Origin of the sequence: Paenibacillus chitinolyticus (assembly GCF_045038035.1) — a bacterium.
In the GTDB taxonomy this organism is placed as follows: Bacteria; Bacillota; Bacilli; order Paenibacillales; family NBRC-103111; genus Paenibacillus_F; species Paenibacillus_F chitinolyticus_A.
Genome location: NZ_CP173427.1, coordinates 3,925,399 through 3,951,363, shown reverse-complemented (window position 1 = coordinate 3,951,363; position 25,965 = coordinate 3,925,399). Strand labels below are relative to the sequence as shown.

Here is a 25,965-nt window from a genome sequence, read left to right as displayed (position 1 = left end):
CGTGTTTAGCCTGCGCAGCGTAGTCGGCAAGCTGTGGCTGACAATTATCGGCCTTGTGGCGGTTATTCTGATCACGCTCGGCGTGTTTCTCGTGCAGTCGCTGGAACAATATTTTTCCCAGTCCGAGGATCAGGTCCACAATTTGAAACAGCTTGCGGGCGATTATTCGAACGGAGCCGCCCTTCATCTGCAGGACGAAGAGTTTTACAGGATGGCCAATCAGCTCCTGGAACTTCAGGATGCGCGCATGATTGCGCTGGATATGGATCTGAAAGAATTGAATCCGTCGGGGGAGGGCAAGAACCAGGAGCTTCTCCGGTTTAAAGCGGCCGACTTTTTTTCGGAGGCGGAACTGAAATCCGTCTTGAACGGCCAGATGCTGGAGAAGCGAATCCCCTACAACAAGCAGGGTAAAATCAACCAGCGCAACGATTACATCGCCGTGGCCGTGCCGCTCTATCACACGCCGGACGGAGGGGTCAAAGATACGCAGGGCGCTATCGTCCTGTATCAATCCCTGAAATCCCTGGAAGCTACCCAGTGGGACGTATTCCGGCTGTTCGTAATCGTTTCGATTATCGGCTTCCTGATGACGACCGTGTTCGCGTTCTTCCTGTTCTACCGGATCACGCGGCCGCTGCTTCAGCTCAAAGATGCGGCTGGAAGAATCTCCAGGGGGGAATACGGCACGAAAGTTCCGATTCTGTCTTCCGACGAGATCGGGGAGCTCGCCAAATCGTTCAACGTGATGGGAGAAGAGCTTCAAGAGAACGTGAAAGCCCTGCGGCATGAAAAAGAGAACCTCTCCAGCGTTCTCCGGAGCATGACCGACGCGGTCATGACGTTCGATGCCGGCGGCAAAGTCATTGTGACGAACCCGCAGGGGGACAAAATCATCCAGGAGTGGGAAGAACTCTCCTGGAACCCGGACGGGCCGCCCGTCAACGGGGGCGTTCCGGCTGCGCTTCCTCTGCCGCTCGACCGTCATATTCCGGCTCCGCTGCAGCCTATGTTCCATCAAGTGGTGACGGAGGCGCGGGAGCAGACCGACAAGCTTCACGTCGAGAACGAGGTCTGGTCCGTCGCGATGACGCCGCTGCATTCGCGCGACGGGGTACGCGGCGCCGTCGCCGTGCTCCGCGACGTGACGGAGGAGTTCCGGCTCGACAAGCTTCGCAAGGACTTCGTCGCGAACGTTTCGCACGAGCTGCGCACGCCGTTGTCGATGGTGCAGGGCTACAGCGAGGCGCTGCTCGACGACATCGCCGGGTCCCCCGAGGAGCGCAAGGAGCTCGCTCAGGTCATCTATGACGAGGCGCTGCGGATGGGCCGCCTCGTCCGGGATCTTCTCGATCTGGCCCGCATGGAGGCGGGGCATCTCGAGATGAACTTCAACAGGACCGATATCGGCGGGCTCGTGAAACGGATGCACCGCAAATTTACGGTCCTGGCGAGGGAGAAGGACATCCGCCTGAATTTCGAGCTCCCGCAAGGGGAGCTGGTTTGTACGGCGGATGAGGACCGGCTCGAGCAGGTGCTGACCAACCTGCTCGACAACGCCTTCCGGCATACGCCGGGCGGGAAGACGATTACGATTAAGGCGGAGCCTTACGCGTACAAGTCTTCTCCCGGCTGCAAGCTGGAAGTGACGGACGAAGGCCAGGGGATTCCGGCCGAAGATGTCCCTTACGTGTTCGAGCGCTTCTATAAAGCGGACAAAGCTCGGACACGGGGAGCGACCGGCGGCACGGGATTGGGACTGGCCATCGTCAAGAACATCGTGGACGCCCATCAGGGAACGATCACGATGCGCAGCAAGCTCGGGCACGGGACGACGTTTACCATCGTCCTGCCGTGCAAAGAGTGCTAAGGCACTCACGGTCCGTTTAGTCCGCCGTAACGTCTCTAACGACGAAGAGGGGGATATTAGAGCCGACACGGGAGCGGAGGGAGCAGACCGTAAAAATCTCCGGACAGCTTCGGCCCGAACTCTGCACGATTACATGCAAAAGGCGGAAAGCCTGCTGAGTCATTCAGCCGCTTTCCGCCTTTTTTGTTGAAAAAACGAATTAAATCTTGTTGTTCGTGAAACATTTCGCAGGCCGGATAAGAAGGATCCGGCGCCTTGATGTATGCTGCAAGCGCCGGATCGGGATAAATCGGCCGAGAAGTGCTTAAATGCCCAGCTGACGAACGTTGACGATTTCCGGCTGTTTTTCCAACTCGGCAATAACTTCTTTCGGAGCGGTCTTGTCAATGGTCAGAACCATGATCGCCGATCCGCCGACGACCGTACGGCCTACCTGCATGGTCGCAATGTTCACGTCATTGCTTCCGAGCAGCGTACCTACGCGGCCGATAATGCCGGGTTTGTCGTTATGCGAGATGAGAAGAAGCGAGCCTTCCGGCGCAAAGTCCACCGGGTATTGATCGATGCGCACGATGCGCTCGCCGTAACCGGCCAGCAGCGTACCCGCCAGCGTACGGTCGCCTTGCTTGGATTTAACGGTAATCGTCACCAGGTTGGTGAATGTTCCGGTCGTGGACGATTGCTGCGTCGTGACGTTAATATCACGGGATTTGGCCATATGCATGGCGTTAACGAGATTGATGCCTTCGAGATGCTGCGTGAAAACGCCTTTGACGATATAACGGGTCAACGGATTCGTGTCCACGTCGGCAAGATCGCCGGAGTAACTGACGACGATTTCATTGACCGGTCCTTCGGTAAGCTGACCGGCGATAAGACCGAGCTTTTCCCCTAGGTTGAAGTAAGGCTGCAGTTTACTCATTACGGTAGCCGGCACTGGCGGCATATTCACGGCATTTTTGAACGGTTCGTTGCGCAGAATATGCAGAAGCTCTTCCGAGACGTCGATGGCTACGTTTTCCTGAGCTTCAATGGTTGATGCGCCCAAGTGCGGCGTGACAATGATGCTCGGATTGTTCAGGAACGGGTGGCCCGCCTGAGGAGGTTCCTGCTCGAATACGTCAAACGCGGCTCCGGCTACAGTGCCGTTGTCGATTGCGGCCACGAGGGCGTTCTCGTCAATGATTCCGCCGCGTGCGCAGTTGATGATCCGGACGCCTTTTTTCATGATGGCGAATTGAGCCGGCCCTACGATATGGCGCGTTTCATTCGTCAGCGGCGTATGGACGGTAATGAAGTCGGCTGCGGCCGCGATATCGTTGACCGTTCCGAGCTTGACGCCGATTTTCTCCGCTCTGTCTTCCGTCAGGAACGGATCGTAGCCGATGACATTCATGCCGAATACTTTGGCACGTTTGGCTACTTCGCTTCCGATACGGCCCATTCCGATGATGCCGAGCGTTTTGTTTCGGAGTTCGACGCCGACGAACGATTTGCGGTCCCATTCACCGCTGACCGTCTTTTTGTAGGCTTGCGGAATGGAACGGGCTACCGACATCATCATCGCGAAAGTATGCTCGCAGGTTGCGATCGTGTTGCCGTCCGGCGCGTTGATCACCACGATGCCGTGCTTGGTTGCCGCTTGGAGGTCGATGTTGTCGACGCCGACACCCGCGCGGCCGATTACTTTCAGTTTAGGCGCGGCTTCCATGATGCGCGGTGTAACCTTGGTCTGGCTGCGCACGAGAAGGGCGTCGTATTCGCCGATGATCGTAACAAGCTCGTCTTCGCTTAATCCCGGTTTCTTGTCTACCTCAACATCGCTTGCGTCGTAGAGCATTTGGATCCCCATATCGCTGATCGGATCCGATACAAGTACTTTAAACATGTATATAGCCTCCTCTTGGGAAATAAAAAAACTCCCGAACCTCATACGTAACCCGTATGAAGGGACGAAAGTTATCTTCGCGGTGCCACCCTACTTCACCCGGCGTTCTCACGCAAGGCCTTATTGGTCCGTGTCGGGACCTGAACGATAACGGGTTCTGCCGATTGAGCCTGCGGCTTTCGCTTCGGTTCAATGCTCCGGAGTGCTTGGTATGCATGCGTCCTGCCGATTTCCACCAACCATCGGCTCTCTGAAAGGCTGTCCATACATACGTGTCTCCGTCAACGCTTTAACGTGGTATATGTCGGTAAGTTTCACTTAATGTAACATGGCCCCGGCAACGTGTCAATAGGGTTACCCGAATATTCACGCCGTTTTAACAAACGAAACGCCAAATAGGGTGATAAATCCGTACTATTACTCTTGTATTCGGATAAAATATTCGCTATTCTTCAGTTATTACGAAAATTTTCCACATGTAAGCGCATGTAAAAAAAGGAGAAGCCTGCATGAAACATATTGCGCCCGAAAAATTTCTTGAACTTTTGGAACAACCGGAGACGCTTAAGGGGATTCGAATTGTCGATGTCCGCGAGCCGTACGAATGGGACTACTACCATCTGGAAGAGCCGGAGCTCATCCCCATGAATACCATTCCGGAGCGGTTGGACGAACTGGCCGGTGACGCCGACCTGTATGTCGTATGCGCGCACGGTGTGCGCAGCGAGATGGTGTGCGGTTATCTGGAGAGAAACGGCTTCGATCCGGACAAGCTGGTCAATGTCGAAGGCGGCATGGCGGCTTTGGCGATGCTGCGCGGTTTTGCCTACGATTAGGAGCCGCCGTTCCGGTCTTGCCTTAGAAGAGGTGTGACGGCCCGGCTGAGTAATGTGAAGCGCCATCCGCTGCGGATGAGCGCTTTTTTTGTTCGTCGCGTAACTTTTGCGAGACTTGTCCGTTCTATTAAGAAGGACAAGATTTCCTCTATGTGAGATTCATGGTATGTTAATAGGGATGAAGATGATGGTAGCGAGACACGGCATCATAGACAACTAATACCGCATATAGGGGAATTCCCTGGGAAGGACCATCATGAGAAAATGGAACTGGAAATGGAAAGATCTGAAAAATATCCGCATTAAGACGGACATCCGGGTCGATGACCTTAATGACCGGATGCTGCTTATGAACTTATATGGAACCCAGGCGATTCTGCTGGTGATCGGCGTTATCATGCTGTTCGTTCAAGGAGCGGATTGGGGGAGTCTTTTCAGCTTTGCGCCCGGCTGGTCCATCGTCCTCTGGGGAGGCGGGATCGCACTGGCAGTGCTGGCCGCGGACCTGATCGTGTCCAAATATGTCCCCGAGGAAGTTACGGACGACGGGGGAGTGAACAAGCGAATCTTCGGCAGGCGTCCACTGTGGCATATCGCACTCATTTGCGTGCTGGTTTCCATATGCGAAGAAATTCTGTTCCGCGCGGGCCTTCAGCATTATCTGGGTCCATACTGGACAAGCATCGTTTTTGCGGCCATTCATATCCGTTATCTCCAGCATTGGCTGATGACGGGTCTTGTTTTTAGCATTTCCTACGGGATCGGCTGGATTTTTATCCATACCGGGTCCTTGTGGACCGCTATTTTCGCCCATTTTATGATTGATTTTATTTCGGGCTGCATCTTACGTTACGGCAAGGAGGAGTAATCCGGCATGGAAGGCAACAAGACACAGGGGATAGAGTACGAACAGCCGATACTCGCAGAAAGCGATTTAGTCAATGAAAATGAAGAAGAAAGCCACTACCTCCCTCCGAGAAGTTCGGTACATCCGTCCGAGCGGGCCAAAGTTACACGCTGGTTTTACCGTCTGCTTCTGTTTTTGTTCATTCTTCTCGTCATGGGGCTCGGCTGGTGGGGAATCCGATATACATCCGGAACTTGACAAGTCAAGACCGGCCGCAATCCAGATGCCTGACAAACCCGGAAGACGCGCGGCGCATATAAGCCGTCTAGTCATAAGGTTCGTCGGGCTTTTTGTCGTCCTGCGATGCGGTTGATTAGCTGCGGTCCGAATCCCTCCTATTCCCACTTAACGCGCGAATGGCCCCCGCCTATCGGACGCAACCTAATCAAGACTCATACATTCTAAAAATTTGGAGGGATACGGGATGAAATTAGGCAGTTTCCTTATCGGAAGCGTCGCGGGCGCCGCATTGGCCATGTATGCCGGCAAGCGGATAAAAAGCATGCGGTCCGCGATGTTCAGTTCGGAAAGCAGCGGGATCGGCAGCTCATTGAACGATGTAATCGGCCAGACGAAAAATTTTGTCTCCGGTTCCGGCCGCAAGGAAAGCTCCAAGCAGCAGTCGAATCAGAGCTCGAGCTCTTCTCACGGTTCCGGCGGATCTCATTCTTTGGACGGCAAGGAAGCGCTGGAAAACCTGATCGCCAAAGATTCGCAGGTAAAAGCGGCTGTAGACGAAATACTCGTGAAAAACGCTGCGTCATCCCAGGCGACTCACTGAGTGTAAAGCTGCGCTGACCGCTTCGCGGTGAGCGTGAAAGACCGAAAGGCACCTCTTCTGCATTCCGCAGAGAAGGTGCCTTTAAATTTTTGCCGCATAGCTAACATTTTGGCTCTAACATGGTATACTAATACTAGGTGGCACCCATAAGCGTGCTTGTTTCCGCAAGCGCACACACCATGGTTTTCAAACCGGCATATTTTGTTTATAACCATTCAAACAGAGGTGTCATGGAAAGGAGGATCCTGTCATGAAAATCGAACGTTTAAGCCCGGACAAAATACGGATTTTCCTTACATTCGATGATTTGACGGAACGGGGCATCCAGAAAGACGACATGTGGAGGGAAATCCCCAAAGTTCACGATCTTTTCAGCGACATGATGGATCAGGCCTATTCCGAACTGGGTTTCGAACCTGCAGGACCTTTAGCTGTAGAAGTTTTTGCGCTCCCTGCCCAAGGAATGGTCGTCATTGTGACCAGGGGCAGCATGGACTTGTCCTTGCAAGCCGATTTGCTGGATGACCATGATGACGAAGAAGTGTACGAAATGGAAGTGACGCTTGAACAAAGCGACATCGTTTCATACGCCTTCCGCGATTTCGAAGATTTGCTTCGTGCTTCAAAAGTCGTCAATCCGATGCTAACGGATGGTGGAGCGCTTTATACGTATAGAAACAAATGGATCCTTCAGTTCGAACCGACCGAACTGCCGGAAGGCAAGTTCCAGACGCTCATCGCCGTTCTATCCGAGTACGGAGATGCGACCAACGTGACGAAGGCCGTACTCGAAGAGTATGGAAAAGCTGTAATTGAAGCTAATGCGGTCCAGGAATTATGCCGGCATTTCGCATGATATGCCCTACACTCCAACTACCGGCGTGGACCATTCCCGACCTTGCCCGAATGTGCACGGCTCCGGGTGGCTGCATGCCGGACAAGATATAGGCGGCACCTGCTTCATAAAGCATTCTCCAAAAACAACTGTTTTTGCAGGATGCTTTATTTTCATTGCGTTATAATACATAAACGAGGTGGTCAACATGGCTAACATCGAAAACTTGAACGTACTGGAATCTACTCAAACGATTATTGAAGAAGCCCTGAAGAAACTCGGATATTCCGACGAAATGTACGAGCTTCTCAAGGAACCGCTCCGCGTGCTGACGGTTCGTATTCCGATCCGGATGGACGACGGCAAAGTCAAGGTATTCACAGGCTACCGCGCCCAGCATAACGATGCGGTCGGTCCTACGAAGGGCGGAGTCCGTTTTCATCCCGGCGTGACCGAAGACGAAGTGAAAGCTCTCTCCATCTGGATGAGCTTGAAGTGCGGCATCGTGGATCTTCCTTACGGCGGCGGCAAGGGCGGCATCATCTGCGACCCGCGGAGCATGTCTTTCCGTGAGCTGGAAGTGCTAAGCCGCGGTTACGTAAGGGCGATCAGCCAACTGGTAGGTCCCAACAAGGACATTCCGGCGCCGGACGTCATGACGAACTCCCAGATCATGGCCTGGATGCTGGACGAATACAGCCGCATCCGCGAGTTCGATTCTCCGGGATTCATCACGGGCAAGCCGATTGTGCTGGGGGGTTCCCACGGACGCGAGACGGCGACTGCCAAAGGCGTCACGATCATGATCAACAAAGCGCTGGAGAAGCGCGGCATTCCGCTTCAAGGCGCCCGTGTCATCGTTCAGGGATTCGGCAACGCGGGAAGCTACTTGTCCAAGTTTATGCACGAAGCCGGGGCCAAAGTGGTCGGGATTGCCGATGTGAACGGGGCCTTGTACAATCCGGACGGACTCGACATCGAATATTTGCTCGACCGCCGCGATTCCTTCGGTACCGTGACGAACTTATTCCCGAACGTGATGCCGAGCACCGAGATTCTGGAGCAGGATTGCGACATTCTGGTACCGGCCGCAATCGAGAACCAGATCACGCAAGAGAATGCCCATCGCATTAAAGCGGGTATCGTGGTCGAAGCGGCGAACGGACCGACTACGCTGGAAGCGACCAAAATTTTGACGGAGCGCGGCGTGCTGCTCGTTCCGGACGTTCTGGCTAGTGCCGGCGGCGTTGTGGTGTCCTATTTCGAGTGGGTACAAAATAACCAAGGATATTACTGGACGGAAGAAGAAGTTCATTCCAAACTTCAAGAAGTGATGGAAAAAGGCTTCGAAAATGTCTATACTATTCATAAAACACGCGGAATCGATATGCGTCTGGCGGCCTACATGACCGGCGTACGCAAAATGGCGGAAGCCGCCCGTTTCCGCGGTTGGGTATAAGAAGAACGGAATCGTTCACCGGATCAGAAAGGGGGAAATGGGATGAACGTGTTTTCCGTTCTAATGGCGGCGGTTGCTCCCGGAATCTCCCTTCTTGCTTACTTTTATTTGAAGGACCGTTATGAAACGGAGCCGATCCACCTGGTCGGCAAGCTGTTTTTGTGCGGAGTTTTACTCGTTATTCCGGCTATGGTGCTTCAGAATTCGTTTATGCAGGAGATCGGCGGGGATAATCATTTTACCTTTGCTTTCTTTATCTCCGGCGGGTTGGAAGAGTTTTTGAAATGGTTCGTCGTGTACCATTTGATATACCGGCACGATTCGTTCGACGAACCGTACGACGGGATCGTTTACGCGGTGGCCGTCAGCCTTGGTTTCGCCACACTGGAAAATATCCTCTATGCGTTCGCCAACGGGATCAGCATGTCTTCGCTGCTCATGCGCGCCCTTCTTCCCGTTTCGGGACATGCGCTTTTCGGCGTTATGATGGGCTATTATCTCGGCAAAGCCAAGTTTATGCGTTCCCACGAACGCAAGTATTTGCTCGGCTCTTTGTTCCTGCCTATTTTATGGCACGGAGCGTTCGACTATATTTTGCTGGTGGCGGCGAATAACTGGATCTGGTTTATGCTGCCCTTTATGACGCTTCTCTGGATTCGTACGCTCTGGAAAGTGGACCGTGCCAACGACCGTTCTCCGCTCCGCATCATCCGCGGGGAAGAGGAGTTTAAAATCGGATAACGGTGACCATACTGGTTGTGAAAACACTTATTTGGTGCGCAAGCGAAGGCGCGGAAGGTGAACACATGACCGTGAACCGGGTGAAAGTTACGATCCGTTGCAGACAGTGCGGGGAACGATTTATCCTGAAAGGACGCCGCGACAAAGGCAGAATCGAAACCGGCTTTAAACGCTGCATCTGTGACAACGAGCACGATTTAGAGGTTGAAACCGAAGATTGAAGATGAATCCAACCGAATGCAAGTAAGAAGAGCAAGAAAGTCTGCGCATGGCGTGCAGGCTTTTTTTGCTGTATAAACTTCGTTTCGAAGGCAGACAATAACGGCAATATCGCCTAAGAAAGGAGCTTACAAGCATGTACAGAAAAATGAGTATGGTTTTATTTCCAGTCTGCGCTGCGGCATTGGTCGGTACGGGGGTTTGGGGGTATTCTCAGCAAAAGCAGAAAAATCAAGTCTCCATTAAGGCGGAAAACCAGTATCAGCGTGCTTTTCACGATTTGTCCTATCATATCGAGAAGCTACATACGGAGCTGGGCAATACGCTGGCGATCAATTCCACTTCGAATGACACCTACCGCAAAGGTCTGGTGAATGTCTGGAGGCTGACGAGCCAGGCGCAAAACGAAGTGAACCAGCTGCCGCTGGGCCTGCTTCCTTTTAACAAAACGGAAGAGTTCCTGTCCAACGTCTCGAAATTCAGTTACCAGACTTCGACGCGGGACTTGACGAAAAAGCCTCTGACCGACGGCGAATTAAAAACGCTGAGCACCCTGTATCAGCATTCCAAGGAGATTACGGGGGACTTGCGCGGAGTCCAGGAGAAGGTTATCGCCAATAACCTGCGCTGGATGGACGTGGACTTGGCGCTCGGAGCCAACAAGGAACCGAACGACAATACGATTATCGACGGTTTCAAAACGGTGGACAAAAAAGTCGGGTCCTACAACGATTTGAAAGAAGGCCCCTTCACTATGTCAACTCAGTCGAAATACACGGCTCAAATGCTGGACGGTCCCGAGATCGACGAACAGGAGGTCCGCAAGAAAGCGGCGGCATTCCTCGGGGTAAACAACCCGGCCATTTTTAATGTGGTCAAAAACGGCAACGGCGCGGTCGAGTACGAATCGTATACATGTTCCCTGCCCGGTAAGAACGGTGCCGATATCACGATGGACTTTACGAAAAAAGGCGGGCAGCTGATCTACTTCATGAATCCCCGCGATGTGAAGACGACCAGCCTTCAGGTCGAGCAAACGCGTGAAGCGGCGGCCCAGTTTCTGGAGCGTCATGGTTATAAAAATATGACTGCGGTCAGCTTCGACCGTCACCAGAACATCTGCAATATGACGTTCGCCAAGCAGGAAAAGGATACCGTCATTTATCCGGAGAAGCTCGTCGTAAACGTCGCTCTGGACGACGGTCAGATTCTTGGGCTTCAGGGCACGGATTTCGTGTTCGCCAACCGGAACCACAAAAATATCGACCAAGAGCCGAAGCTTTCGAGAGAAGAGGCGAGAAGTCACCTGAGCCCTCAGTTGAAAGTAACCCGGCACACGAAGGCGCTTATCGTCAACGATTTGAATCAGGAAGTGCTCTGCCATGAATTTATCGGCAGTCTAAACGGTCAAACGTACCGGATTTATGTCAACGGCGAAGACGGTACGGAGGAAAAAGTGGAAACGATCCGCAAGGAAGACGCCGAGCAGGCCAAGCAGCAGCCTGTCACGCAGGGTACTTGACGGCATCCGTTCAGACAAGCGGCTTCGGGAATCCCGGGGCCGCTTTTTTGTGTCTTCCTAAATGGTGGAGGCGTGCTATAATCAAGTAGAAACAGGCAGGATTTAACCGAAAAAGGATGAGGTTACCGTGGCTCAGCTTATGAAAATCAACCAGCTGCTGCATCTTCATGTCAATACGATTGACGAGGAAGAAGCGAAACAAGAATACAAAGCGAGAATTTCGGACGTGCTCCCGGACCGTCTGTGGATCGAAACCCCTATGAACGAGCGGACGGGCCGTTTGAAACGGCTGTACACGGGGGACGAAGTAAGCGCCTTTTTTGTGACGGACGGAGGCGTGAAAAATTATTTCCAGACCTCGGTCATCGGCTTCAAGGAAGAAGGAATCCGGCTGGTCGCGCTGGCCATGCCCGATCCGGCCTCGATTACGAAAATCCAGCGCAGAAGCTTTCTGCGGATTCCCGCTGAGCTGGAAATTTCCGTACAGGCTGGCGACACCGTTCCTATCGTAGCGTTGACGGAGGATGTCGGAGGGGGCGGGGTTTCCTTCACCTGCAAGGGCAGCGAATTTCCGGACAACGTCACTCAGGTAAACTGCTGGCTTCTTGTGAATTACAAGAACGGAACCTTGGAGCATCTGCCTTTCAAAGCGGAGGTCGTACGGGTGAAAACACTGGAAACGGGACGCAAAATCGTCATGCTGCAGTTCAGCGAAATTACGGACCGCGACCGTCAGAAGCTGATTCAGTACTGCTTCGAGAAACAATTCGATTTCCGCAAAAAGTAACTTACATAAAAACGGCCCATTCGGGAAACACTGCATTCCAAACAAAGCTCGTTTGCGGGAGGATGCCAGTGAAGATCCGGAGATCCGGGCAGCAACGCCCATTAACTTACGAACGTTACGAACGGCTGTTTGTTGAATTTTCCGAGCGGGTCGAGAAGATGCTCTTAAGATGTTTATATGTACTGTTGGCCGGTTTGCTGATCAGCCAGCTCCTTCTCCAATTTCCGGCCGTGCGAAAAGAAATCACCCGGGTCGATCCTCTGGAGGGAGTGCCGTACGTGCGGCACGAGGAGGAATAGTCGCTTTCCGGAAAATTCAGGAAGGCCGCAGACTTTTGCATCTGTCTTCCGCCTATGGTATAATTTACAGCGTTAGCAGGCTGCGCCTGCTTTTTTGTTCGTAAGGTTTTGTTAGGAGGAGCCTTTGTTTTGACTAAATTTAATATCGCGATAGATGGGCCAGCCGGTGCAGGCAAAAGCACCATAGCCCGCAAGGTCGCAGGCGAGCTTGGTTTTGTCTATGTGGACACGGGAGCGATGTATCGGGCGGTCACCTGGAAGGTTCTGCAGGACGGGGTTGACCCTCTGGACACGGAAGCTGTCGCAAGAACCGCTGCCGGCATGAAGATCGAACTCGTACCGGGACCGGATGGACAGCTGGTGTTTGTAGACGGCCGGGATGTATCTTCCGATATCCGTACCAAACTCGTCACGGACCAGGTTTCACAAATCGCCGCCATTGCGGAAGTGAGGAAGCTTCTGGTAGACAAGCAGAAGCAGATGGCCGCTTCCAAAGGCATCGTGATGGACGGCCGGGATATCGGCACGCATGTGCTTCCCGATGCGGAAGTGAAGGTGTTCCTGACCGCGAGCGTGCGCAAGCGCGCCGAAAGAAGGTTTCAAGAAGTTCAGGGCACGGCAATGGCGACCACTCTCGAAGAGATGGAAAAGGACATTGCCCGCCGCGATATGCTGGATGAAGGCAGGGAAGTATCTCCCCTTGTACAAGCGGCCGACGCTGTAATGCTGGACAGTACAGATCTGACCATTCCCGAAGTGGTGGAGAGCATCCTGGAGATGTGCCGGTTGAGAGCGGGCGGTGAAAGAACATGAGCTTTTACCATTTCGCGCGGGGAGTCTGCAATGTCGTGTATTCCCTGCTGTTCCGGATTCGCGTGATCGGCAAGGACAACATCCCCGAGCACGGCGGTGTGCTGCTCTGTTCCAATCACATCAGCAACTTTGATCCTCCGCTTGTCGGCATCCGCCTCAAACGCAAAGTTCATTTTATGGCGAAGGCGGAGCTGTTTCAAATTCCGGTTTTAGGTCTAATAATTAGTAAAATTGGCGCTTTTCCGGTTAAACGAGGAGGCGTCAGCAAAGAAACGATCAAGGGAACGCTGAACTTGCTTCGGGATGGAAACGTACTTGGCATCTTTCCGGAGGGAAGCCGTAAAAATCCCGGTGTGGGAAAGAAGGGCGCAGCGATGTTTGCCCTTAAATCCGGCGCGGCCGTTGTGCCGACCGCAATCATCGGAGATTACAAGGTGTTCGGCAGAATGACGGTCATTTACGGGAAACCGCTTGATTTGACCCCGTTCAGCGAAGCCGGATCGGCCGATCTCGAGCAGGTGACCGAGTACATCATGCAAGAAATTCAGACTTTGATCCGGGAACACCGGAAAGAAGTCGCTTAACTAAAAACGAACCCGGTTGTAAGGAAATCCTGCCGCGCAATCCGCGCCGTGCAGATGCCTATACAAAATTAACCGTCGGTGTGTTTATTTTCGAGGAGGGTATCCCATGTCAGAAGAAATCAAAAACGAAAATCAATCGAACGAAAGCCAAGAAGCTCAAGAAGCGATGAGCCAAGTCGCAGCCGTAAAGAAAGGCGACATCGTCAAAGGCAAAATCATTAAAGTCGAGCAGGATCAAGCAATCGTAGATATCGGTTACAAGTACGACGGCACGATTCCGCTTCGCGAGCTGTCTTCCGTCCAAATCGAGAACGCGGATCAAGCCGTTCAAGAGGGTCAGGAGATTGAGCTTAAAATCGTAACGATTGACGACAATAAAGAAAAGCTGGTTCTTTCCAAGCGCTCGGTCGACAGTGAAAAAGCATGGGAAACCCTGCAGCAGAAACTGGACGAGAAAGTCATCATCGAAGCTGTCGTGGCCGAAGTGGTTAAAGGCGGTCTCGTTGTTGACGTCGGCGTGCGCGGCTTCGTGCCGGCATCCATGGTAGAACGCAGCTTTGTCGAAGATTTCTCCGACTACAAGGGCCGTACTCTGCGCCTGAGAGTGAAAGAAATCGACCGCGAGAAGAACAAAGTGATCCTTTCCCAGAAAGACGTTCTGGATGAAGAATATGAAGCTCAGAAGAAAGACATCATCAGCAAAATCGAAGTGGGCAAAGTATACGAAGGTACCGTACAGCGCCTGACTCAATTCGGCGCGTTTGTGGATATCGGCGGCATCGACGGCCTGGTGCACATCTCCGAGATGGCTTGGCACCATGTTGAGCACCCTTCCGAAATCGTCAAAGAAGGCGACAAAGTAAGCGTGCAGGTCCTGAAAGTAGATCCGGAGAAAGATAAAGTGAGCCTGAGCCTGAAAGCGACTCAAGAAGGTCCTTGGGAAAAAGCCGAGAAAACTTTCACAACAGGCGAAATCATTACCGGTACAGTAAAACGTCTTGCAGGTTTCGGCGCGTTTGTTGAAATCGCTCCGGGCGTTGAAGGCCTGGTTCATATTTCCCAAATCGCTCACCGTCACATCGCGACACCGCAGGAAGTTCTGAAAGAAGGCCAAGAAGTTAAGGTGAAAGTCCTTGACGTTAACGCGGCTGAGAAGCGCGTAAGCCTCAGCATCAAGGAAACGGAAGAAGCTCCGGCACAAACCGCATCTTCCGCGCCTTCCAACTACTCTTCCAGACCGGAAAGATCCTCCAACCACCAGAAAGAACTGGCCGGCAACGAGAATGTTTCCCTGAGCAATCAAGGCCTGTCCATGACGCTCGGCGAGCGCTTCGGCGACAAGCTCTCCAAATTCAAAAAATAATAGACGACTTGAACAGGAGGAAGCGGAATGCGCTCTTCGCGCAAAATGGATCACGTGCAGTTTGCGCTCCAGACGGGTCAGTCCGGCAACCAGGGGTTGACGGATGTCAAGCTGGTGCCAAACTGCCTGCCAGACGCTTCCACCGAGTCTGTCGCTCTCTTTACGACAATCGGCGAACTCAATTTGAGTTCGCCGATTGTCGTAAATGCGATGACCGGCGGAGCACGCGAAACCGAAGAAATAAACCGCGAGCTTGCAGTGGCGGCCAGGGAACGGGGACTGGCAATGGCCGTGGGCTCTCAAATGTCCGCTTTGCGGGACCCTTTGCAGGAATCAAGCTACCGCATCGTCCGTCAAATGAATCCGGACGGGCTCGTCTTTGCCAATTTGGGAAGTGAAGCGACAGTGGAGCAGGCGGCACGCGCCGTGGACATGCTTCGCGCGGATGCGCTTCAAATCCATTTGAACGTCATGCAGGAGCTGATCATGCCTGAAGGCGACCGTAGCTTCCACGGCATGCTGGAACGCGTAAGCCGCATTGCCGAGGGCACGGGAGTGCCTCTGATCGTCAAAGAGGTCGGTTTCGGCATCCCGCTTGAAAACGCGAGACTGCTCAAATCGGCAGGCGTACAAATTTTGGATGTCGGCGGTTCCGGCGGCACCAATTTCGCCGCGATAGAGAATGCGCGGCGAAAATTGCCCCTCGATTGGCTGAACGACTGGGGCATGAAAACGAGCGTGACTCTGATCGAGGCGCTGCAAGTTTACGAACGAGGCAGGGTCATGGCCACGGGAGGCATACGCACCAGCGAAGACATCGTCAAGGTGCTTGCCCTCGGCGCATCGGCGGCCGGCATGGCCGGAGCCCTGCTTAAAGTTTTGCGAAGCGAAGGTACGCAAGCTTTAATCGATCACATCGACGAGCTGCATCACGGGATCGTTCTGATGATGACCGCTCTAGGAACGGTACGCATCGAACAGCTGTGGACACGTCCCGTGATTATCACGGGATCGACCGCGGAATGGTGCAGAGCCCGCCGGATCGATTTAACTGAATATGCCTGCAGAACGGAAGCGGAGTAAAAACGGGATGTTTTGTCATACTAGGAGTAACGAAACGAGCTAGGGTGACAAACTATGAATCCAGGTTATCTTGCTTCCGTACTCCTCGCCATCTCTGTCATATTTCTGCTCAGCGGATGGCGGGAAATTTTTATGAGAAGTATATCCGGACGTGACATACTTCTTTTTTTTATGTTCGCGCTGCCCGCCGCTCTGATGACCTTCTCCGTGGGAGGCGCTTTAATCAACGGCACCGTGCCGGTTGCCTTTTGTGCGGCTCTTCTGATCGGTATCCGTAAAAAGAGCCTCTGGGAAGGCGGGCATCTGTTCGCGACCGGTCTGCTTCTCGGGGCCGTTCATTTGCTGATGCTGGAGCTTTACAGCGTGGATCCCGTCATGATTGTGCTCAAACCCGAATGGGATATCGCCGTTGTCCTTACGGTTTTGGTAATGGGAATGCACCGGGGAGCGGCTGAACAGTATGTTTCGCTGACGGTAGCCATGATTGCGGGAGACTTTTCTTTTGCCTGTATGCACGGCGGCACGATGCCGGTTCATCTCGGGACCCCCTCGTTTCTGGACAAATGGTGGCTCTCCTTTTTTACGGCGCGGTTGCTGACCGTCTTCCTTGAATCGGTTTATTCGGGATGCAGGACAACCGCCCGGCACTGGATCCAGCGAAAGCGAGGTTGGAGAAAATGATTGCGCACATGCTGTCGCAAAAAGAAACGGTCGCTGTATTTGTCGGATTGTTTTTCGGGATCGCGTCGCGTCTGTACTTATTAAGAACGGATTATCGTCAATATCCGACTTATCCTCACGGCAAAATCATTCATGTTTCGCTGGGAGTGATTGCAGCCAGTCTGGGTGCGGTGGCGGTACCTGCATTGCTCGACAAAAACTACACGGCTGTCACGTTTTTGACCGTTGCGGCCCAGCAGTTCCGCGATGTGCGGAATATGGAGCGTCAAAGCCTGATGCAGGTGGATCAGATGGAGCTTGTCCCGCGGGGCGTTTCGTACATTGAAGGCATTGCGATGGTTTTCGAAGGCCGAAACTATCTGGTGATTTTTACCTCGATGATGGCTTCGCTGTTCACTCTGGTTTTCGCCTGGTATTGGGGGGCGGCTGCCGGACTGGTTGCCGTCGGAGTATCCATTTATTTCAAGACGGGAAAAAATATGACCCACATCTCGGATATTGAGATCAGCGAAGTGCGGCTGGACGGGCCGAATCTGTATGTAGGCGATATTTACATCATGAACGTCGGGCTGGAGAGCGACCGGGAGCTTATCGCGAGGCAGGGGGTAGGCCTGCTGGCCGTACCGAAAAATCCCGACGCCCGCGTCACACTGGCGAATCTGGGCCAGCGGCAGGCCATTCTGCATGATATTTCCACGGTCCTCGGCGTGTACAGGGACAGCGGAGAACCCGCTCTGATGCCGATGGCGAAGCTTCATCTGGACTCGGGGACGCTCGGTATTTTTGTCCTTCCCCAAGTGAAGGACGCACAGAAGGCGGCTGCCGCGCTCAAACGGGTGCCGGTGCTGGAAAGCGCCATCCGCATGCCGACGGAGTCGGCGGCCGGACCTCACAAGGAGGCGTGAAGAGTGGCGACGATAAAGGCGGTTGCGGTTGTGGAAGGCGTTAAAGTCGATGGCGGGGCTCCCATTTTTTATGCAAAAGATGAAGCGGAACTCCAGCAGCTCGCTTTTAATTTGGAGAAAATTCTGGATGTCAATGCTCATGTTATAAAACCGGGAACCTTCATCCTTGTCGATCACAAGGGATAGCGTTCATTGAAAACATTAGCCAATCCAGCGCTTTTTTGCTATGATGAAGAATGTGAAATTTCCAATAATGAGAATTTGAGTGACCATCAGTAAGGAGTGAACCGAATGGCAAGACCCATTCTAGCGATTGTGGGGCGTCCGAACGTCGGTAAATCGACGATATTTAACCGGATAATCGGCGATCGGCTGGCCATCGTTGAAGATAAACCGGGCGTGACCCGAGACAGATTGTACGGGATCGGCGAATGGCTGGACCGTGAGTTCAGTGTCATCGACACCGGCGGTATCGAAGTCGAAGGCGAAGACCAGATCATGAAGTCCGTACGCGTCCAGGCCGAGCTCGCGATTGAAGAAGCGGACGTTATTATTTTCATGGTAGACGCCAAAGCGGGCGTTACCTCGGCGGACCAGGAGGTTGCCCAGCTTCTTTTCCGGTCCCGCAAGCCGGTTGTCCTGGCCGTTAACAAAGTGGACAACATTCAGCGGCAGGATGAAATTTATGAATTTTACAGCCTCGGCTTCGGGGACCCGATCGGGATTTCCGGCGCGCACGGCATCGGAATCGGCGATATGCTGGAAGCCGCGGCAGCCCATTTCCCGGATCATCCGGATGAAGAATACGGCGAGGAAGTCATCAAGGTCGCGCTGATCGGGCGTCCGAACGTCGGCAAGTCATCGCTTGTAAACGCCATCCTCGGAGAAGACCGGGTCATTGTCAGCGACCAGGCCGGTACGACCCGGGATGCGATTGATACGCCTTTCGAGCTTGACGATCAGAAATATGTCATTATCGATACGGCTGGCATGCGCAAACGCGGTAAAGTGTATGAGAATACGGAAAAATACAGCGTCATGCGCGCGATGAAAGCCATTGAGCGTGCAGACGTCGTGCTTGTGGTCATCAACGGCGAAGAAGGGATTATCGAGCAGGACAAGCATATCGCCGGCTATGCGCACGAAGCGGGCAAAGCGGCTATATTCGTCGTCAACAAATGGGACGTGGTGGAGAAGGACGACAAGACCATGCACCAGTTCACGCAGAAGATCCGCGATCACTTCCTGTTTATGACGTATGCGCCGGTTCTGTATGTGTCCGCCCGTACGACCCAGCGTGTCCAGAAACTTCTGCCCATGGTCAACCAGGTGGCGGAGCAGCATACGATGCGCGTTCAGACTCACGTTCTCAACGACGTGGTCTCCGATGCGGTCATGTTTAATCCTCCTCCGACTGACAAGGGCAAGCGTCTGCGTATTAACTATGCCACGCAAGTTTCCGTTAAGCCGCCGACCTTTGTTTTCTTTGTGAATGAGCCGGATATGATGCACTTCTCATATGAGCGCTATCTTGAAAACAAAATTCGCGGAGCTTTCGGTTTTGAGGGAACCCCGATCCGTTTGTTCACGCGAAGAAAATCCGACGACGAATAGGGGAGAGTTCGTTTGATCTACATCATTCCCGTAGTAGCAGCTTATTTGCTGGGTTCGCTCAGCTTCAGCTTTATAATTGGGAAAATGGTCAAGGGGATTGACATCCGGGCGCACGGAAGCGGAAATGCCGGAGCTACCAACACGCTGCGCGTGCTTGGCAAAGGACCGGCTGTCCTGGTACTTGCGCTGGATGTCGTGAAAGCGATTCTGGCTGTCTGGATCGGCAAGTGGATGGCTCCGGATCTGATCTGGGTCCATGTCGCTTGCGGGCTCGCCGTAATTATCGGTCATAACTGGCCGGTATTTTTCGGTTTCCGGGGGGGCAAAGGCGTAGCTACCGCCATCGGTGTAACGGCTACCCTATGCTTTCTTCCCGCGCTCTTCGCGGGTATTATCGCCATTGCATCCATTTTTCTGACCCGTTACGTTTCACTCGGTTCCCTGCTGTTTACCGCATTTTTACCTTTTTTCGTATGGGGCATGGGAAGACCGGTCGAGATCTTGTGGGGCGTTATCGTAATCGGGGTGTTTACTTTTTGGCGGCACCGTACAAATATCAGTAAACTGGTTCAAGGCCGAGAAAATAAGATCGGCTCCAAAAAGGCGTAGCCTGCTCGATGAATCGGCTTAGAAGGGAGACAGCCATGACTAAACACGTATCCGTACTGGTAGCGGGAAGCTGGGGAACGGCTCTTGCCTCCGTACTGGCCGCTAACGACCTGGACGTAACGATTTGGACGAGAAACGCCGAACAGGCGGAAGAGATCAATACCTTACATACCAACAGCCGTTATTTGCAGGACATCGCGCTGTCCCCGCGCATCCGCGCCACTACATCGATTCGCGAAGCGGTAGAAAATAAGGACGCCGTCGTATTCGTGGTACCTTCGGCAGGAATGCGCGAGGTGGCGTCCCAAGTGAGAGAATTCTTAAGCCCGGATACGCTCGTGATTCACGCGACCAAAGGCTTCGAATCGCTCACGCTGAAAAGGATGACCACCGTACTGGCCGAGGAGCTTCCGCAGTGCGACCCGGGCCGTATCGTCGTTCTGTCGGGACCGAGCCATGCGGAAGAAGTGATCCGGGAATGCCCGACGACTGTCGTTGTGGCATCTCCGACGGTCGAAGCGGCCGAAGCCGCGCAGGATCTGTTCATTAACTCGTATTTCCGCGTCTACACGAACCCGGACGTCACGGGAGTCGAAGTGGGCGGCGCGCTCAAAAATATCATCGCCCTAGGCGCGGGTCTCTCCGACGGTCTCCGGTTCGGCGACAACGCCAAGGCGGCCCTCTTAACCCGGGGGCTCGCCGAAATCGCGCGCCTCGGGGCGGAGATGGGCGCCAACCCGATGACCTTCGCAGGCCTCGCGGGAATCGGCGACCTCGTGGTCACCTGTACTAGTACGCACAGCCGCAACTGGAAGGCGGGGTATCTGCTGGGTCAGGGAGAGCCTCTCGACCAGGTTCTCGATAAGATGGGCATGGTCGTCGAGGGCGTCAAAACGACGAAGTCCGCCTATGCGCTTGCACAGGAGTACGGCGTCACAATGCCTATCACGAACGAGCTGCACCACGTTCTGTTCGAAGGGAAAGCACCGCGCGCGGCGGTTGAAGATCTGATGGGCCGCGGCCGTACGCATGAGATCGAAGAAGTCGCCAATCAGACGGATAAATGGATTCTGTAGCCTACACCATTCCTGCCGAGCCTTCATACACTACCATAGATTCAAGTCCAGTTCCTTATAGCGGACAATATGGTTGGGAGGCGGCAGCGTGCCTAAAAATCCGAAAGACATTCTTAATGCCGTTAAGAAAAAAACGGGTAAAAGCGTAACCGAGAAAGATATCCAGAAGCTGGCCAGCGGCGTGAAACCGTCAACCGTTCAGGATGAAGCCCAGCTGCGGCAGCTGATTAAGCAGGTTTCCCAGCTTGTCGGGATTAACGTGCCGGAAGAAACCGTCAAAGATATCGTTCATGCGGTTAAAAGCAGCAAGCTGGACAGCAACAACATGCAGCAGATGATGGATCTCATCATGAAAAAATAGCGATAAACGCCAGCAGAAGCGCAGGGGGACCGTAGGAGGCCGAAAGGCACTCCGCGGTCCCCTTACTCGTGATTCACAAAGTTTCGGCCGAAATGCTATAATCAACCTAGGAATGAAGCATCATCGTTTACACGAAGGGGGAGACATAGATGATTACACTGCGCACGAGAAAAGGGGACAAGACGGTCGAAAGCGAGACGGGACTTACCGTACTTGAACTGGCTCTCAAACATAAACTGGAGTGGGGACATTCATGCAAGCGCGGTACATGCGCACGCTGCCGCTGTTTCGTCAAAGAAGGCCGTGAACGGCTCGCACCGCTTACGGAAGCGGAACTTGACCGTTTGGAACCCGAAGAAATCGATCTTGGCTACCGTCTGGGATGTCAGGCCGTGATTCAGGAAACCGGCGCTGTTTCCGTTACTCACAAGCCTTACTTCTAGGGGGAACGGCATGAAAAGCGAACGTTCAAAGGATCGGCGGATTGCGCCCGAAATGCGTCGGGACCTTCCACTGGAGGAGTCGCTAGTCCGGGTCATGGGTCAGGCGGCCCGTCTTCTCAACAGCACCGGAACCGGCTGGCTGATCGGCGGGAGCTGCGGTCTGGCGCTGCAGGGCGTGGAGATCGGAGCCCGGCCGCGGGATCTGGATCTGTACGTGGATACGGATCAGGCGTCAGCGGCGGCGCGTATCCTGGAACCATATGCCGTCGATGAGCAAAAACTGGACCGTACGGGCATCTACGAATCGCTGCTCAGCCATTACGCCATCGGCGGCATTCAGGTGGAGCTCGTAGGCGGGTTTAAAGTTTGTGCGGCGGGATCGCAGTACATAGTCGAAGCGGCCTACTTGAGGGAGAAGCACGCGGAAGTGCGGCAATTGGAAGGCGAGAGTCTGGCGTTAATGCCGCTTGCGCACGAATTGCTCTTTAACATCCTGCGCGAACGTCCCGACCGGTACGAGGCTATCGCAAGGGCGATAAACAGCTGTCCGTCCCGGCATGAAGCCGCCCTGACAGACCTGCTTTCCCGGAACAGCTGGGGAGAGTCCGCATTGTCAGTCGTCAAGCGACTTATTCCGGGATTGTAGAAGCAATCGCAGTTTGCGGCAGCGGCGGCTTCCGTCTCCGTCACCGGAAGCCGGAGCGCAAGCGGGAACGAGCCGCACCCTGTAAATAAGCAAATGCCTTAGACAAAAGAGAGGGACGAGAATGAGCCAGACCAACCCGAAAGTGACATTTATGCCGGACAACCGCAGCGCTTCCGTCCGCTTGAATACCACCCTGCTGGATGCGGCGCGGCGGGCCAATGTGCACATCCGCACCCGGTGCAGCGGGCAGGCCGCCTGCCTGATGTGCAAAGTGCACGCCGAGGACCAGAGCGGCTTGGCCGAGCCTAGCAAGAACGAGCGGCTCAAGCTCGGCAGCCAGCTGCAGGAAGGGCTGCGCCTGTCCTGTCAGGCCCGGATAACGGGCGATGTGACGGTTACCGTCCCCGAAGACCCGCTGAAAGCCGCTGTACGCGCCCAATTGGCCAAGCAGCAGGAAGAGGATGACTGGCCTTAGAACCTCTCAGCGATCCGGAGAAACGAAACCAAAGGAGAACCGATGATGACTATCGTAAAGGGCGCTCTAGCCGGGCGCCTGACGGTACTGATGGCCGCTTTATTTTCGCTGGCTTTACTTGGCGGCTGCATGTATCCCAAAGAAATGCGCAAAGAAAACCAGACTAACCCGGGCGAGTTTATTGCCGTAGTCCAGCAGAGTATCGACGAATATCATACCAAGAAAAGCGTCTTTCCCATTAAAAACAGCGATATGGAAACACCGCTTTATGAAAAATACGTCATTGATTTTCAAAAGCTGAAAAACAGCGGTTATTTGTCCAACCTTCCGGGCAATGCCTACGAAAGCGGCGGAGATTTTATTTATGTGCTCGTCGACCCCGACACGAAGGCAAAAGTGAAGCTTTTCGATCTGGTAGCCTACCGGACCACGGCTGACATCCAGAAGAAAGTAAACGATTATATCAGCAAAAACAACGGCGCCGTTCCGGGCGGAGAAACCTATTCTCCCGGCTTCAAGTACGTGGATTTCGGCAAAATCGGCATGAAACCGCCTGAAATCAAAAGTGTCTACAACCGTCAAAGCCTGATTAATTTCCTTGTTCATGACTCCGGCAAAGTTGCGATTGATTATGCACCCGATCTGGCTCAAAAGATCAGGGAAAAGCAGCTTCAGGCTGCCCTGAAGGACGGTCAGGACCTTCTTCCCCTGTTGGTGGAAGACTCCTATTTCGTACCTGTCATGTCGTTTGAGTACAAATGGGACAGCGCGACGAGCAAACCTGTTCCCGTCATGAAATAACCGGCCGTATAAGTCCGCAAGGCGGTTTTATTCGCCGTATCCGGGCTTTCGAACCCCTTTTCTTCCTATGGAGAAAAGGGGTTTTTCGCGTCCGGCGCATATTCGGGTTCCGGGAATCATATATTTTTTCAGAGATTATTGCCAGGCATATTTCGACGACCGGCACATATATTTGTTACAAGTCCAAATGATGTACGAGTTATGTCGCATACGGATGGCAAAGGGAAGGCCGGCTGAAGAACGTATCGTGGCTCTCGCTTCATTTAACAACCTGTAGGAGGGATTCTCTTGGAGAAAGTGGATATCTTTAAGGACATTGCTGAGCGAACGGGAGGAGATATTTACCTGGGGGTCGTTGGAGCGGTCCGTACGGGAAAATCGACCTTCATCAAACGCTTCGTGGAATCAGTTGTACTGCCTAACATCCAGAGTGAAACCGATCGCATCAGAGCCACGGATGAGCTCCCGCAGAGTGCGGCAGGGCGCACGATTATGACGACCGAACCGAAGTTCGTGCCGAATAACGCCGTGCAGATTTCCGTAGCGGAAGGACTGAACGTCAACGTCAGGCTGGTCGACTGCGTCGGCTATGCCGTGGAAGGCGCCAAAGGCTACGAGGACGAGAACGGTCCCCGGATGATTTCGACGCCGTGGTTCGACGAACCGATTCCGTTCCAGGAAGCGGCCGAAATCGGCACACGCAAAGTCATTCAAGAGCATTCAACGCTGGGGGTCGTCGTGACGACCGACGGAACGATTTCAGATATTCCGCGTTCCTCTTATGTGCTGGCGGAAGAAAGAGTCATAGCGGAGCTGAAGGAAGTCGGCAAGCCGTTCATCGTAGTCATCAACTCGCAAAAACCGAACAGCGAGCCGGCTCAGGAGCTCCGCAGCGAGCTGCAAAGCAAGTACGACATTCCGGTCGTCACGATGAGCGTAGCGACGGCAGGCGAGGACGAGATGATCGGCGTGCTCCGTGAAGTTCTGTATGAATTCCCGGTGCACGAAGTGAACGTAAACCTGCCGAGCTGGGTGATGGTGCTGCCGGAGAAACACTGGCTGCGTACGCATTTTGAAAATTCCGTCCGCGATACCGTTCAGGACATCCGGCGTCTGCGCGACGTGGAGCGGGTTGTCGGACAATTCTCCGAATATGAGTTCATCGACCGGGCGGCTCTTGCCGGAATGAATATGGGGCAGGGTGTGGCCGAGATCGACCTGTACGCACCGGATGAACTGTACGATAAAATTTTGGTCGAAGTGGTCGGCGTCGAGATTCGCGGCAAGGATCACCTGCTTCAGTTGATGCAGGAGTTCACCCATGCGAAAAGGGAATACGACCAGTTCGCCGAAGCGCTGGAAATGGTCAAAACGACCGGCTACGGTATCGCGCCGCCTACGCTGGCGGAAATGGCTCTGGATGAGCCGGAGCTTATCCGTCAGGGCTCCCGCTTCGGTGTAAGGCTGAAGGCGACGGCTCCTTCGATACATATGATCCGTGTCGATGTGGAGTCGGAATTCTCCCCGATTATCGGAACGGAGAAGCAGAGCGAGGAGCTGGTCCGCTACCTCATGCAGGATTTCGAGGACAACCCGCTCAAAATTTGGGAGTCCGATATTTTCGGCCGCTCTCTGCACTCCATCGTCCGGGAAGGTATTCAGGGGAAGCTTGCCATGATGCCGGACAATGCCCGCTACAAGCTCCAGGAGACACTCGGACGTATTATCAACGAAGGCTCCGGGGGGCTCATCGCCATTATTTTATAACGGGCTTGACATTTCGTTTTTTACCTTTACCAGCAGGGAAATTCTTCAGAGAACTTCACGTTCTCCAAGAATTTCCCTGTTTTTTTGTGCATTTTCCACAAAATCAGCGACTTTGACTTGAAATAAGCTCTAGCGTATATTACTATAAGTTTGTTTCGTTTTCTTCGGTACTCGTTTTTCGTTGGTGGGCTTGGGCTTTTGCCCGGTTCATGTATATTTTTTAACGAAACGGTGAAAACAGAAAGTAAAACAGTAGATATTTTGGGAGGGAGGTGAAAGGCATGAATAAATCCGAACTGATTGCTAAAGTATCTGAGACCTCCGAGCTTTCCAAGAAGGATGCGACGAAAGCGGTTGACGCTGTATTCGATGCAATTTCCGAAGCTCTTCAGCAGGGCGACAAAGTTCAGCTTGTTGGTTTCGGCAACTTCGAAGTTCGCGAGCGCTCCGCACGTAAAGGACGCAACCCGCAAACAGGCGATGAAATCGAAATCCCTGCAAGCAAAATTCCTGCTTTCAAACCTGGCAAAGCGCTGAGAGACGGCATTCAATAATCGCTTCTCTTACATATGGATTTTGTGTAGACCGTGTGCCTCCGGG

At 53.5% G+C, this 25,965-nt stretch carries 30 protein-coding genes and 1 other annotated feature; of the genes, 29 read left to right on the top strand and 1 reads right to left on the bottom strand.

What is annotated here, in order from left to right; genetic code table 11:
• The first annotated feature begins 1 nt into the window (after window position 1).
• Window positions 2-1,870 (top strand): ATP-binding protein, encoded by a 1,869-nt coding sequence (locus ACI48J_RS17675; RefSeq protein WP_405079525.1) that lies wholly within the window; start codon window positions 2-4, stop codon window positions 1,868-1,870.
• A 304-nt stretch (window positions 1,871-2,174) separates the two neighbouring features.
• Here ACI48J_RS17675 and serA read toward each other — a convergent pair whose 3' ends face one another.
• Window positions 2,175-3,758 carry a phosphoglycerate dehydrogenase gene (serA, locus tag ACI48J_RS17670; RefSeq protein WP_326051910.1) on the bottom strand — a complete coding sequence of 528 codons (1,584 nt, stop codon included), beginning with the start codon at window positions 3,756-3,758 and terminating at the stop codon, window positions 2,175-2,177.
• Between the two features lie 57 nt (window positions 3,759-3,815).
• Window positions 3,816-4,052, bottom strand: a binding site (T-box leader).
• Between the two features lie 215 nt (window positions 4,053-4,267).
• Between serA and ACI48J_RS17665 the strand changes: the two genes are divergently transcribed.
• The 28 genes from ACI48J_RS17665 (at window position 4,268) to ACI48J_RS17530 (ending at window position 25,919) form a co-directional block, all read left to right on the top strand.
• Complete coding sequence (locus ACI48J_RS17665; protein ID WP_405079524.1) at window positions 4,268-4,594, top strand: rhodanese-like domain-containing protein; 327 nt, start codon at window positions 4,268-4,270, stop codon at window positions 4,592-4,594.
• A 256-nt stretch (window positions 4,595-4,850) separates the two neighbouring features.
• Window positions 4,851-5,462 (top strand): CPBP family intramembrane glutamic endopeptidase, encoded by a 612-nt coding sequence (locus tag ACI48J_RS17660; protein ID WP_405079523.1) that lies wholly within the window; start codon window positions 4,851-4,853, stop codon window positions 5,460-5,462.
• Between the two features lie 6 nt (window positions 5,463-5,468).
• The gene (locus ACI48J_RS17655) at window positions 5,469-5,699 is read left to right on the top strand and encodes a hypothetical protein (protein WP_326051914.1); all 231 of its coding nucleotides are present in this window, start codon (window positions 5,469-5,471) and stop codon (window positions 5,697-5,699) included.
• Between the two features lie 226 nt (window positions 5,700-5,925).
• Window positions 5,926-6,282 (top strand): hypothetical protein, encoded by a 357-nt coding sequence (locus ACI48J_RS17650; protein WP_405079522.1) that lies wholly within the window; start codon window positions 5,926-5,928, stop codon window positions 6,280-6,282.
• A 250-nt stretch (window positions 6,283-6,532) separates the two neighbouring features.
• Window positions 6,533-7,138, top strand: a complete 606-nt coding sequence (locus tag ACI48J_RS17645; RefSeq protein WP_405079521.1) for a genetic competence negative regulator — start codon at window positions 6,533-6,535, stop codon at window positions 7,136-7,138.
• A gap of 187 nt (window positions 7,139-7,325) precedes the next feature.
• Window positions 7,326-8,576 carry a Glu/Leu/Phe/Val dehydrogenase gene (locus ACI48J_RS17640; RefSeq protein WP_103995139.1) on the top strand — a complete coding sequence of 417 codons (1,251 nt, stop codon included), beginning with the start codon at window positions 7,326-7,328 and terminating at the stop codon, window positions 8,574-8,576.
• Between the two features lie 42 nt (window positions 8,577-8,618).
• A complete protein-coding gene (gene prsW, locus ACI48J_RS17635; protein ID WP_326051917.1) occupies window positions 8,619-9,317 on the top strand; it encodes a glutamic-type intramembrane protease PrsW in 699 nt (232 codons plus the stop codon).
• A 17-nt stretch (window positions 9,318-9,334) separates the two neighbouring features.
• The gene (locus ACI48J_RS17630; protein ID WP_148498308.1) at window positions 9,335-9,538 is read left to right on the top strand and encodes a hypothetical protein; all 204 of its coding nucleotides are present in this window, start codon (window positions 9,335-9,337) and stop codon (window positions 9,536-9,538) included.
• Window positions 9,539-9,672: 134 nt separating this feature from the next.
• On the top strand, window positions 9,673-11,058 hold the full coding sequence (gene ypeB / locus ACI48J_RS17625) for a germination protein YpeB (RefSeq protein ID WP_405079519.1): 1,386 nt from the start codon (window positions 9,673-9,675) through the stop codon (window positions 11,056-11,058).
• 127 nt (window positions 11,059-11,185) lie between these two features.
• Window positions 11,186-11,845, top strand: a complete 660-nt coding sequence (locus tag ACI48J_RS17620; RefSeq protein WP_326051919.1) for a flagellar brake domain-containing protein — start codon at window positions 11,186-11,188, stop codon at window positions 11,843-11,845.
• A 68-nt stretch (window positions 11,846-11,913) separates the two neighbouring features.
• A complete protein-coding gene (locus ACI48J_RS17615; RefSeq protein WP_405079517.1) occupies window positions 11,914-12,144 on the top strand; it encodes a hypothetical protein in 231 nt (76 codons plus the stop codon).
• A gap of 129 nt (window positions 12,145-12,273) precedes the next feature.
• Window positions 12,274-12,957, top strand: coding sequence for a (d)CMP kinase (gene cmk / locus ACI48J_RS17610; RefSeq protein ID WP_326051921.1), 684 nt, complete (start codon window positions 12,274-12,276; stop codon window positions 12,955-12,957).
• Complete coding sequence (locus tag ACI48J_RS17605) at window positions 12,954-13,541, top strand: lysophospholipid acyltransferase family protein (RefSeq protein ID WP_326051923.1); 588 nt, start codon at window positions 12,954-12,956, stop codon at window positions 13,539-13,541. The genes cmk and ACI48J_RS17605 overlap by 4 nt, the downstream gene beginning before the upstream one ends.
• A gap of 106 nt (window positions 13,542-13,647) precedes the next feature.
• The gene (gene rpsA / locus ACI48J_RS17600; RefSeq protein WP_405079516.1) at window positions 13,648-14,904 is read left to right on the top strand and encodes a 30S ribosomal protein S1; all 1,257 of its coding nucleotides are present in this window, start codon (window positions 13,648-13,650) and stop codon (window positions 14,902-14,904) included.
• Window positions 14,905-14,931: 27 nt separating this feature from the next.
• A complete protein-coding gene (gene fni / locus ACI48J_RS17595) occupies window positions 14,932-15,987 on the top strand; it encodes a type 2 isopentenyl-diphosphate Delta-isomerase (protein WP_405079515.1) in 1,056 nt (351 codons plus the stop codon).
• Between the two features lie 54 nt (window positions 15,988-16,041).
• The gene (locus ACI48J_RS17590) at window positions 16,042-16,668 is read left to right on the top strand and encodes a hypothetical protein (protein WP_405079514.1); all 627 of its coding nucleotides are present in this window, start codon (window positions 16,042-16,044) and stop codon (window positions 16,666-16,668) included.
• Window positions 16,665-17,573: a YIEGIA family protein gene (locus tag ACI48J_RS17585; protein ID WP_405079513.1), complete on the top strand. Its 909-nt coding sequence runs from the start codon at window positions 16,665-16,667 to the stop codon at window positions 17,571-17,573. The genes ACI48J_RS17590 and ACI48J_RS17585 overlap by 4 nt, the downstream gene beginning before the upstream one ends.
• A gap of 3 nt (window positions 17,574-17,576) precedes the next feature.
• Window positions 17,577-17,759 carry a capping complex subunit for YIEGIA gene (locus tag ACI48J_RS17580; RefSeq protein ID WP_326051929.1) on the top strand — a complete coding sequence of 61 codons (183 nt, stop codon included), beginning with the start codon at window positions 17,577-17,579 and terminating at the stop codon, window positions 17,757-17,759.
• A gap of 105 nt (window positions 17,760-17,864) precedes the next feature.
• Window positions 17,865-19,187: a ribosome biogenesis GTPase Der gene (gene der, locus ACI48J_RS17575; protein WP_009671990.1), complete on the top strand. Its 1,323-nt coding sequence runs from the start codon at window positions 17,865-17,867 to the stop codon at window positions 19,185-19,187.
• 12 nt (window positions 19,188-19,199) lie between these two features.
• Complete coding sequence (gene plsY, locus ACI48J_RS17570; protein WP_326051934.1) at window positions 19,200-19,796, top strand: glycerol-3-phosphate 1-O-acyltransferase PlsY; 597 nt, start codon at window positions 19,200-19,202, stop codon at window positions 19,794-19,796.
• Window positions 19,797-19,831: 35 nt separating this feature from the next.
• Entirely contained in the window at window positions 19,832-20,872 is a 1,041-nt protein-coding gene (locus ACI48J_RS17565; RefSeq protein ID WP_405079512.1) for an NAD(P)H-dependent glycerol-3-phosphate dehydrogenase, read from the top strand.
• An 88-nt stretch (window positions 20,873-20,960) separates the two neighbouring features.
• On the top strand, window positions 20,961-21,233 hold the full coding sequence (locus tag ACI48J_RS17560) for a stage VI sporulation protein F (RefSeq protein ID WP_326051936.1): 273 nt from the start codon (window positions 20,961-20,963) through the stop codon (window positions 21,231-21,233).
• 149 nt (window positions 21,234-21,382) lie between these two features.
• Window positions 21,383-21,676 carry a 2Fe-2S iron-sulfur cluster-binding protein gene (locus tag ACI48J_RS17555; protein ID WP_405079511.1) on the top strand — a complete coding sequence of 98 codons (294 nt, stop codon included), beginning with the start codon at window positions 21,383-21,385 and terminating at the stop codon, window positions 21,674-21,676.
• A 10-nt stretch (window positions 21,677-21,686) separates the two neighbouring features.
• Window positions 21,687-22,322, top strand: a complete 636-nt coding sequence (locus ACI48J_RS17550) for a nucleotidyltransferase domain-containing protein (protein ID WP_405079509.1) — start codon at window positions 21,687-21,689, stop codon at window positions 22,320-22,322.
• A gap of 121 nt (window positions 22,323-22,443) precedes the next feature.
• A complete protein-coding gene (locus ACI48J_RS17545) occupies window positions 22,444-22,797 on the top strand; it encodes a 2Fe-2S iron-sulfur cluster-binding protein (RefSeq protein WP_405079507.1) in 354 nt (117 codons plus the stop codon).
• A 42-nt stretch (window positions 22,798-22,839) separates the two neighbouring features.
• Window positions 22,840-23,598: a hypothetical protein gene (locus ACI48J_RS17540; protein WP_405079506.1), complete on the top strand. Its 759-nt coding sequence runs from the start codon at window positions 22,840-22,842 to the stop codon at window positions 23,596-23,598.
• A 288-nt stretch (window positions 23,599-23,886) separates the two neighbouring features.
• The gene (gene spoIVA / locus ACI48J_RS17535; protein ID WP_009672005.1) at window positions 23,887-25,365 is read left to right on the top strand and encodes a stage IV sporulation protein A; all 1,479 of its coding nucleotides are present in this window, start codon (window positions 23,887-23,889) and stop codon (window positions 25,363-25,365) included.
• 281 nt (window positions 25,366-25,646) lie between these two features.
• On the top strand, window positions 25,647-25,919 hold the full coding sequence (locus ACI48J_RS17530; RefSeq protein WP_009671985.1) for an HU family DNA-binding protein: 273 nt from the start codon (window positions 25,647-25,649) through the stop codon (window positions 25,917-25,919).
• The last annotated feature ends 46 nt before the right edge of the window (window positions 25,920-25,965 follow it).

Bases quoted from the DNA above. Each gene is read 5' to 3' on its own strand.
- serA (WP_326051910.1), bottom strand. From the start codon at position 3,758: ATGTTTAAAGTACTTGTATCGGATCCGATCAGCGATATGGGGATCCAA.
- ACI48J_RS17665 (WP_405079524.1), top strand. From the start codon at position 4,268: ATGAAACATATTGCGCCCGAAAAATTTCTTGAACTTTTGGAACAACCG.
- ACI48J_RS17660 (WP_405079523.1), top strand. From the start codon at position 4,851: ATGAGAAAATGGAACTGGAAATGGAAAGATCTGAAAAATATCCGCATT.
- ACI48J_RS17655 (WP_326051914.1), top strand. From the start codon at position 5,469: ATGGAAGGCAACAAGACACAGGGGATAGAGTACGAACAGCCGATACTC.
- ACI48J_RS17650 (WP_405079522.1), top strand. From the start codon at position 5,926: ATGAAATTAGGCAGTTTCCTTATCGGAAGCGTCGCGGGCGCCGCATTG.
- ACI48J_RS17645 (WP_405079521.1), top strand. From the start codon at position 6,533: ATGAAAATCGAACGTTTAAGCCCGGACAAAATACGGATTTTCCTTACA.
- ACI48J_RS17640 (WP_103995139.1), top strand. From the start codon at position 7,326: ATGGCTAACATCGAAAACTTGAACGTACTGGAATCTACTCAAACGATT.
- prsW (WP_326051917.1), top strand. From the start codon at position 8,619: ATGAACGTGTTTTCCGTTCTAATGGCGGCGGTTGCTCCCGGAATCTCC.
- ypeB (WP_405079519.1), top strand. From the start codon at position 9,673: ATGTACAGAAAAATGAGTATGGTTTTATTTCCAGTCTGCGCTGCGGCA.
- ACI48J_RS17605 (WP_326051923.1), top strand. From the start codon at position 12,954: ATGAGCTTTTACCATTTCGCGCGGGGAGTCTGCAATGTCGTGTATTCC.
- rpsA (WP_405079516.1), top strand. From the start codon at position 13,648: ATGTCAGAAGAAATCAAAAACGAAAATCAATCGAACGAAAGCCAAGAA.
- fni (WP_405079515.1), top strand. From the start codon at position 14,932: ATGCGCTCTTCGCGCAAAATGGATCACGTGCAGTTTGCGCTCCAGACG.
- ACI48J_RS17590 (WP_405079514.1), top strand. From the start codon at position 16,042: ATGAATCCAGGTTATCTTGCTTCCGTACTCCTCGCCATCTCTGTCATA.
- ACI48J_RS17585 (WP_405079513.1), top strand. From the start codon at position 16,665: ATGATTGCGCACATGCTGTCGCAAAAAGAAACGGTCGCTGTATTTGTC.
- der (WP_009671990.1), top strand. From the start codon at position 17,865: ATGGCAAGACCCATTCTAGCGATTGTGGGGCGTCCGAACGTCGGTAAA.
- ACI48J_RS17565 (WP_405079512.1), top strand. From the start codon at position 19,832: ATGACTAAACACGTATCCGTACTGGTAGCGGGAAGCTGGGGAACGGCT.
- ACI48J_RS17555 (WP_405079511.1), top strand. From the start codon at position 21,383: ATGATTACACTGCGCACGAGAAAAGGGGACAAGACGGTCGAAAGCGAG.
- ACI48J_RS17550 (WP_405079509.1), top strand. From the start codon at position 21,687: ATGAAAAGCGAACGTTCAAAGGATCGGCGGATTGCGCCCGAAATGCGT.
- ACI48J_RS17545 (WP_405079507.1), top strand. From the start codon at position 22,444: ATGAGCCAGACCAACCCGAAAGTGACATTTATGCCGGACAACCGCAGC.
- ACI48J_RS17540 (WP_405079506.1), top strand. From the start codon at position 22,840: ATGATGACTATCGTAAAGGGCGCTCTAGCCGGGCGCCTGACGGTACTG.
- ACI48J_RS17530 (WP_009671985.1), top strand. From the start codon at position 25,647: ATGAATAAATCCGAACTGATTGCTAAAGTATCTGAGACCTCCGAGCTT.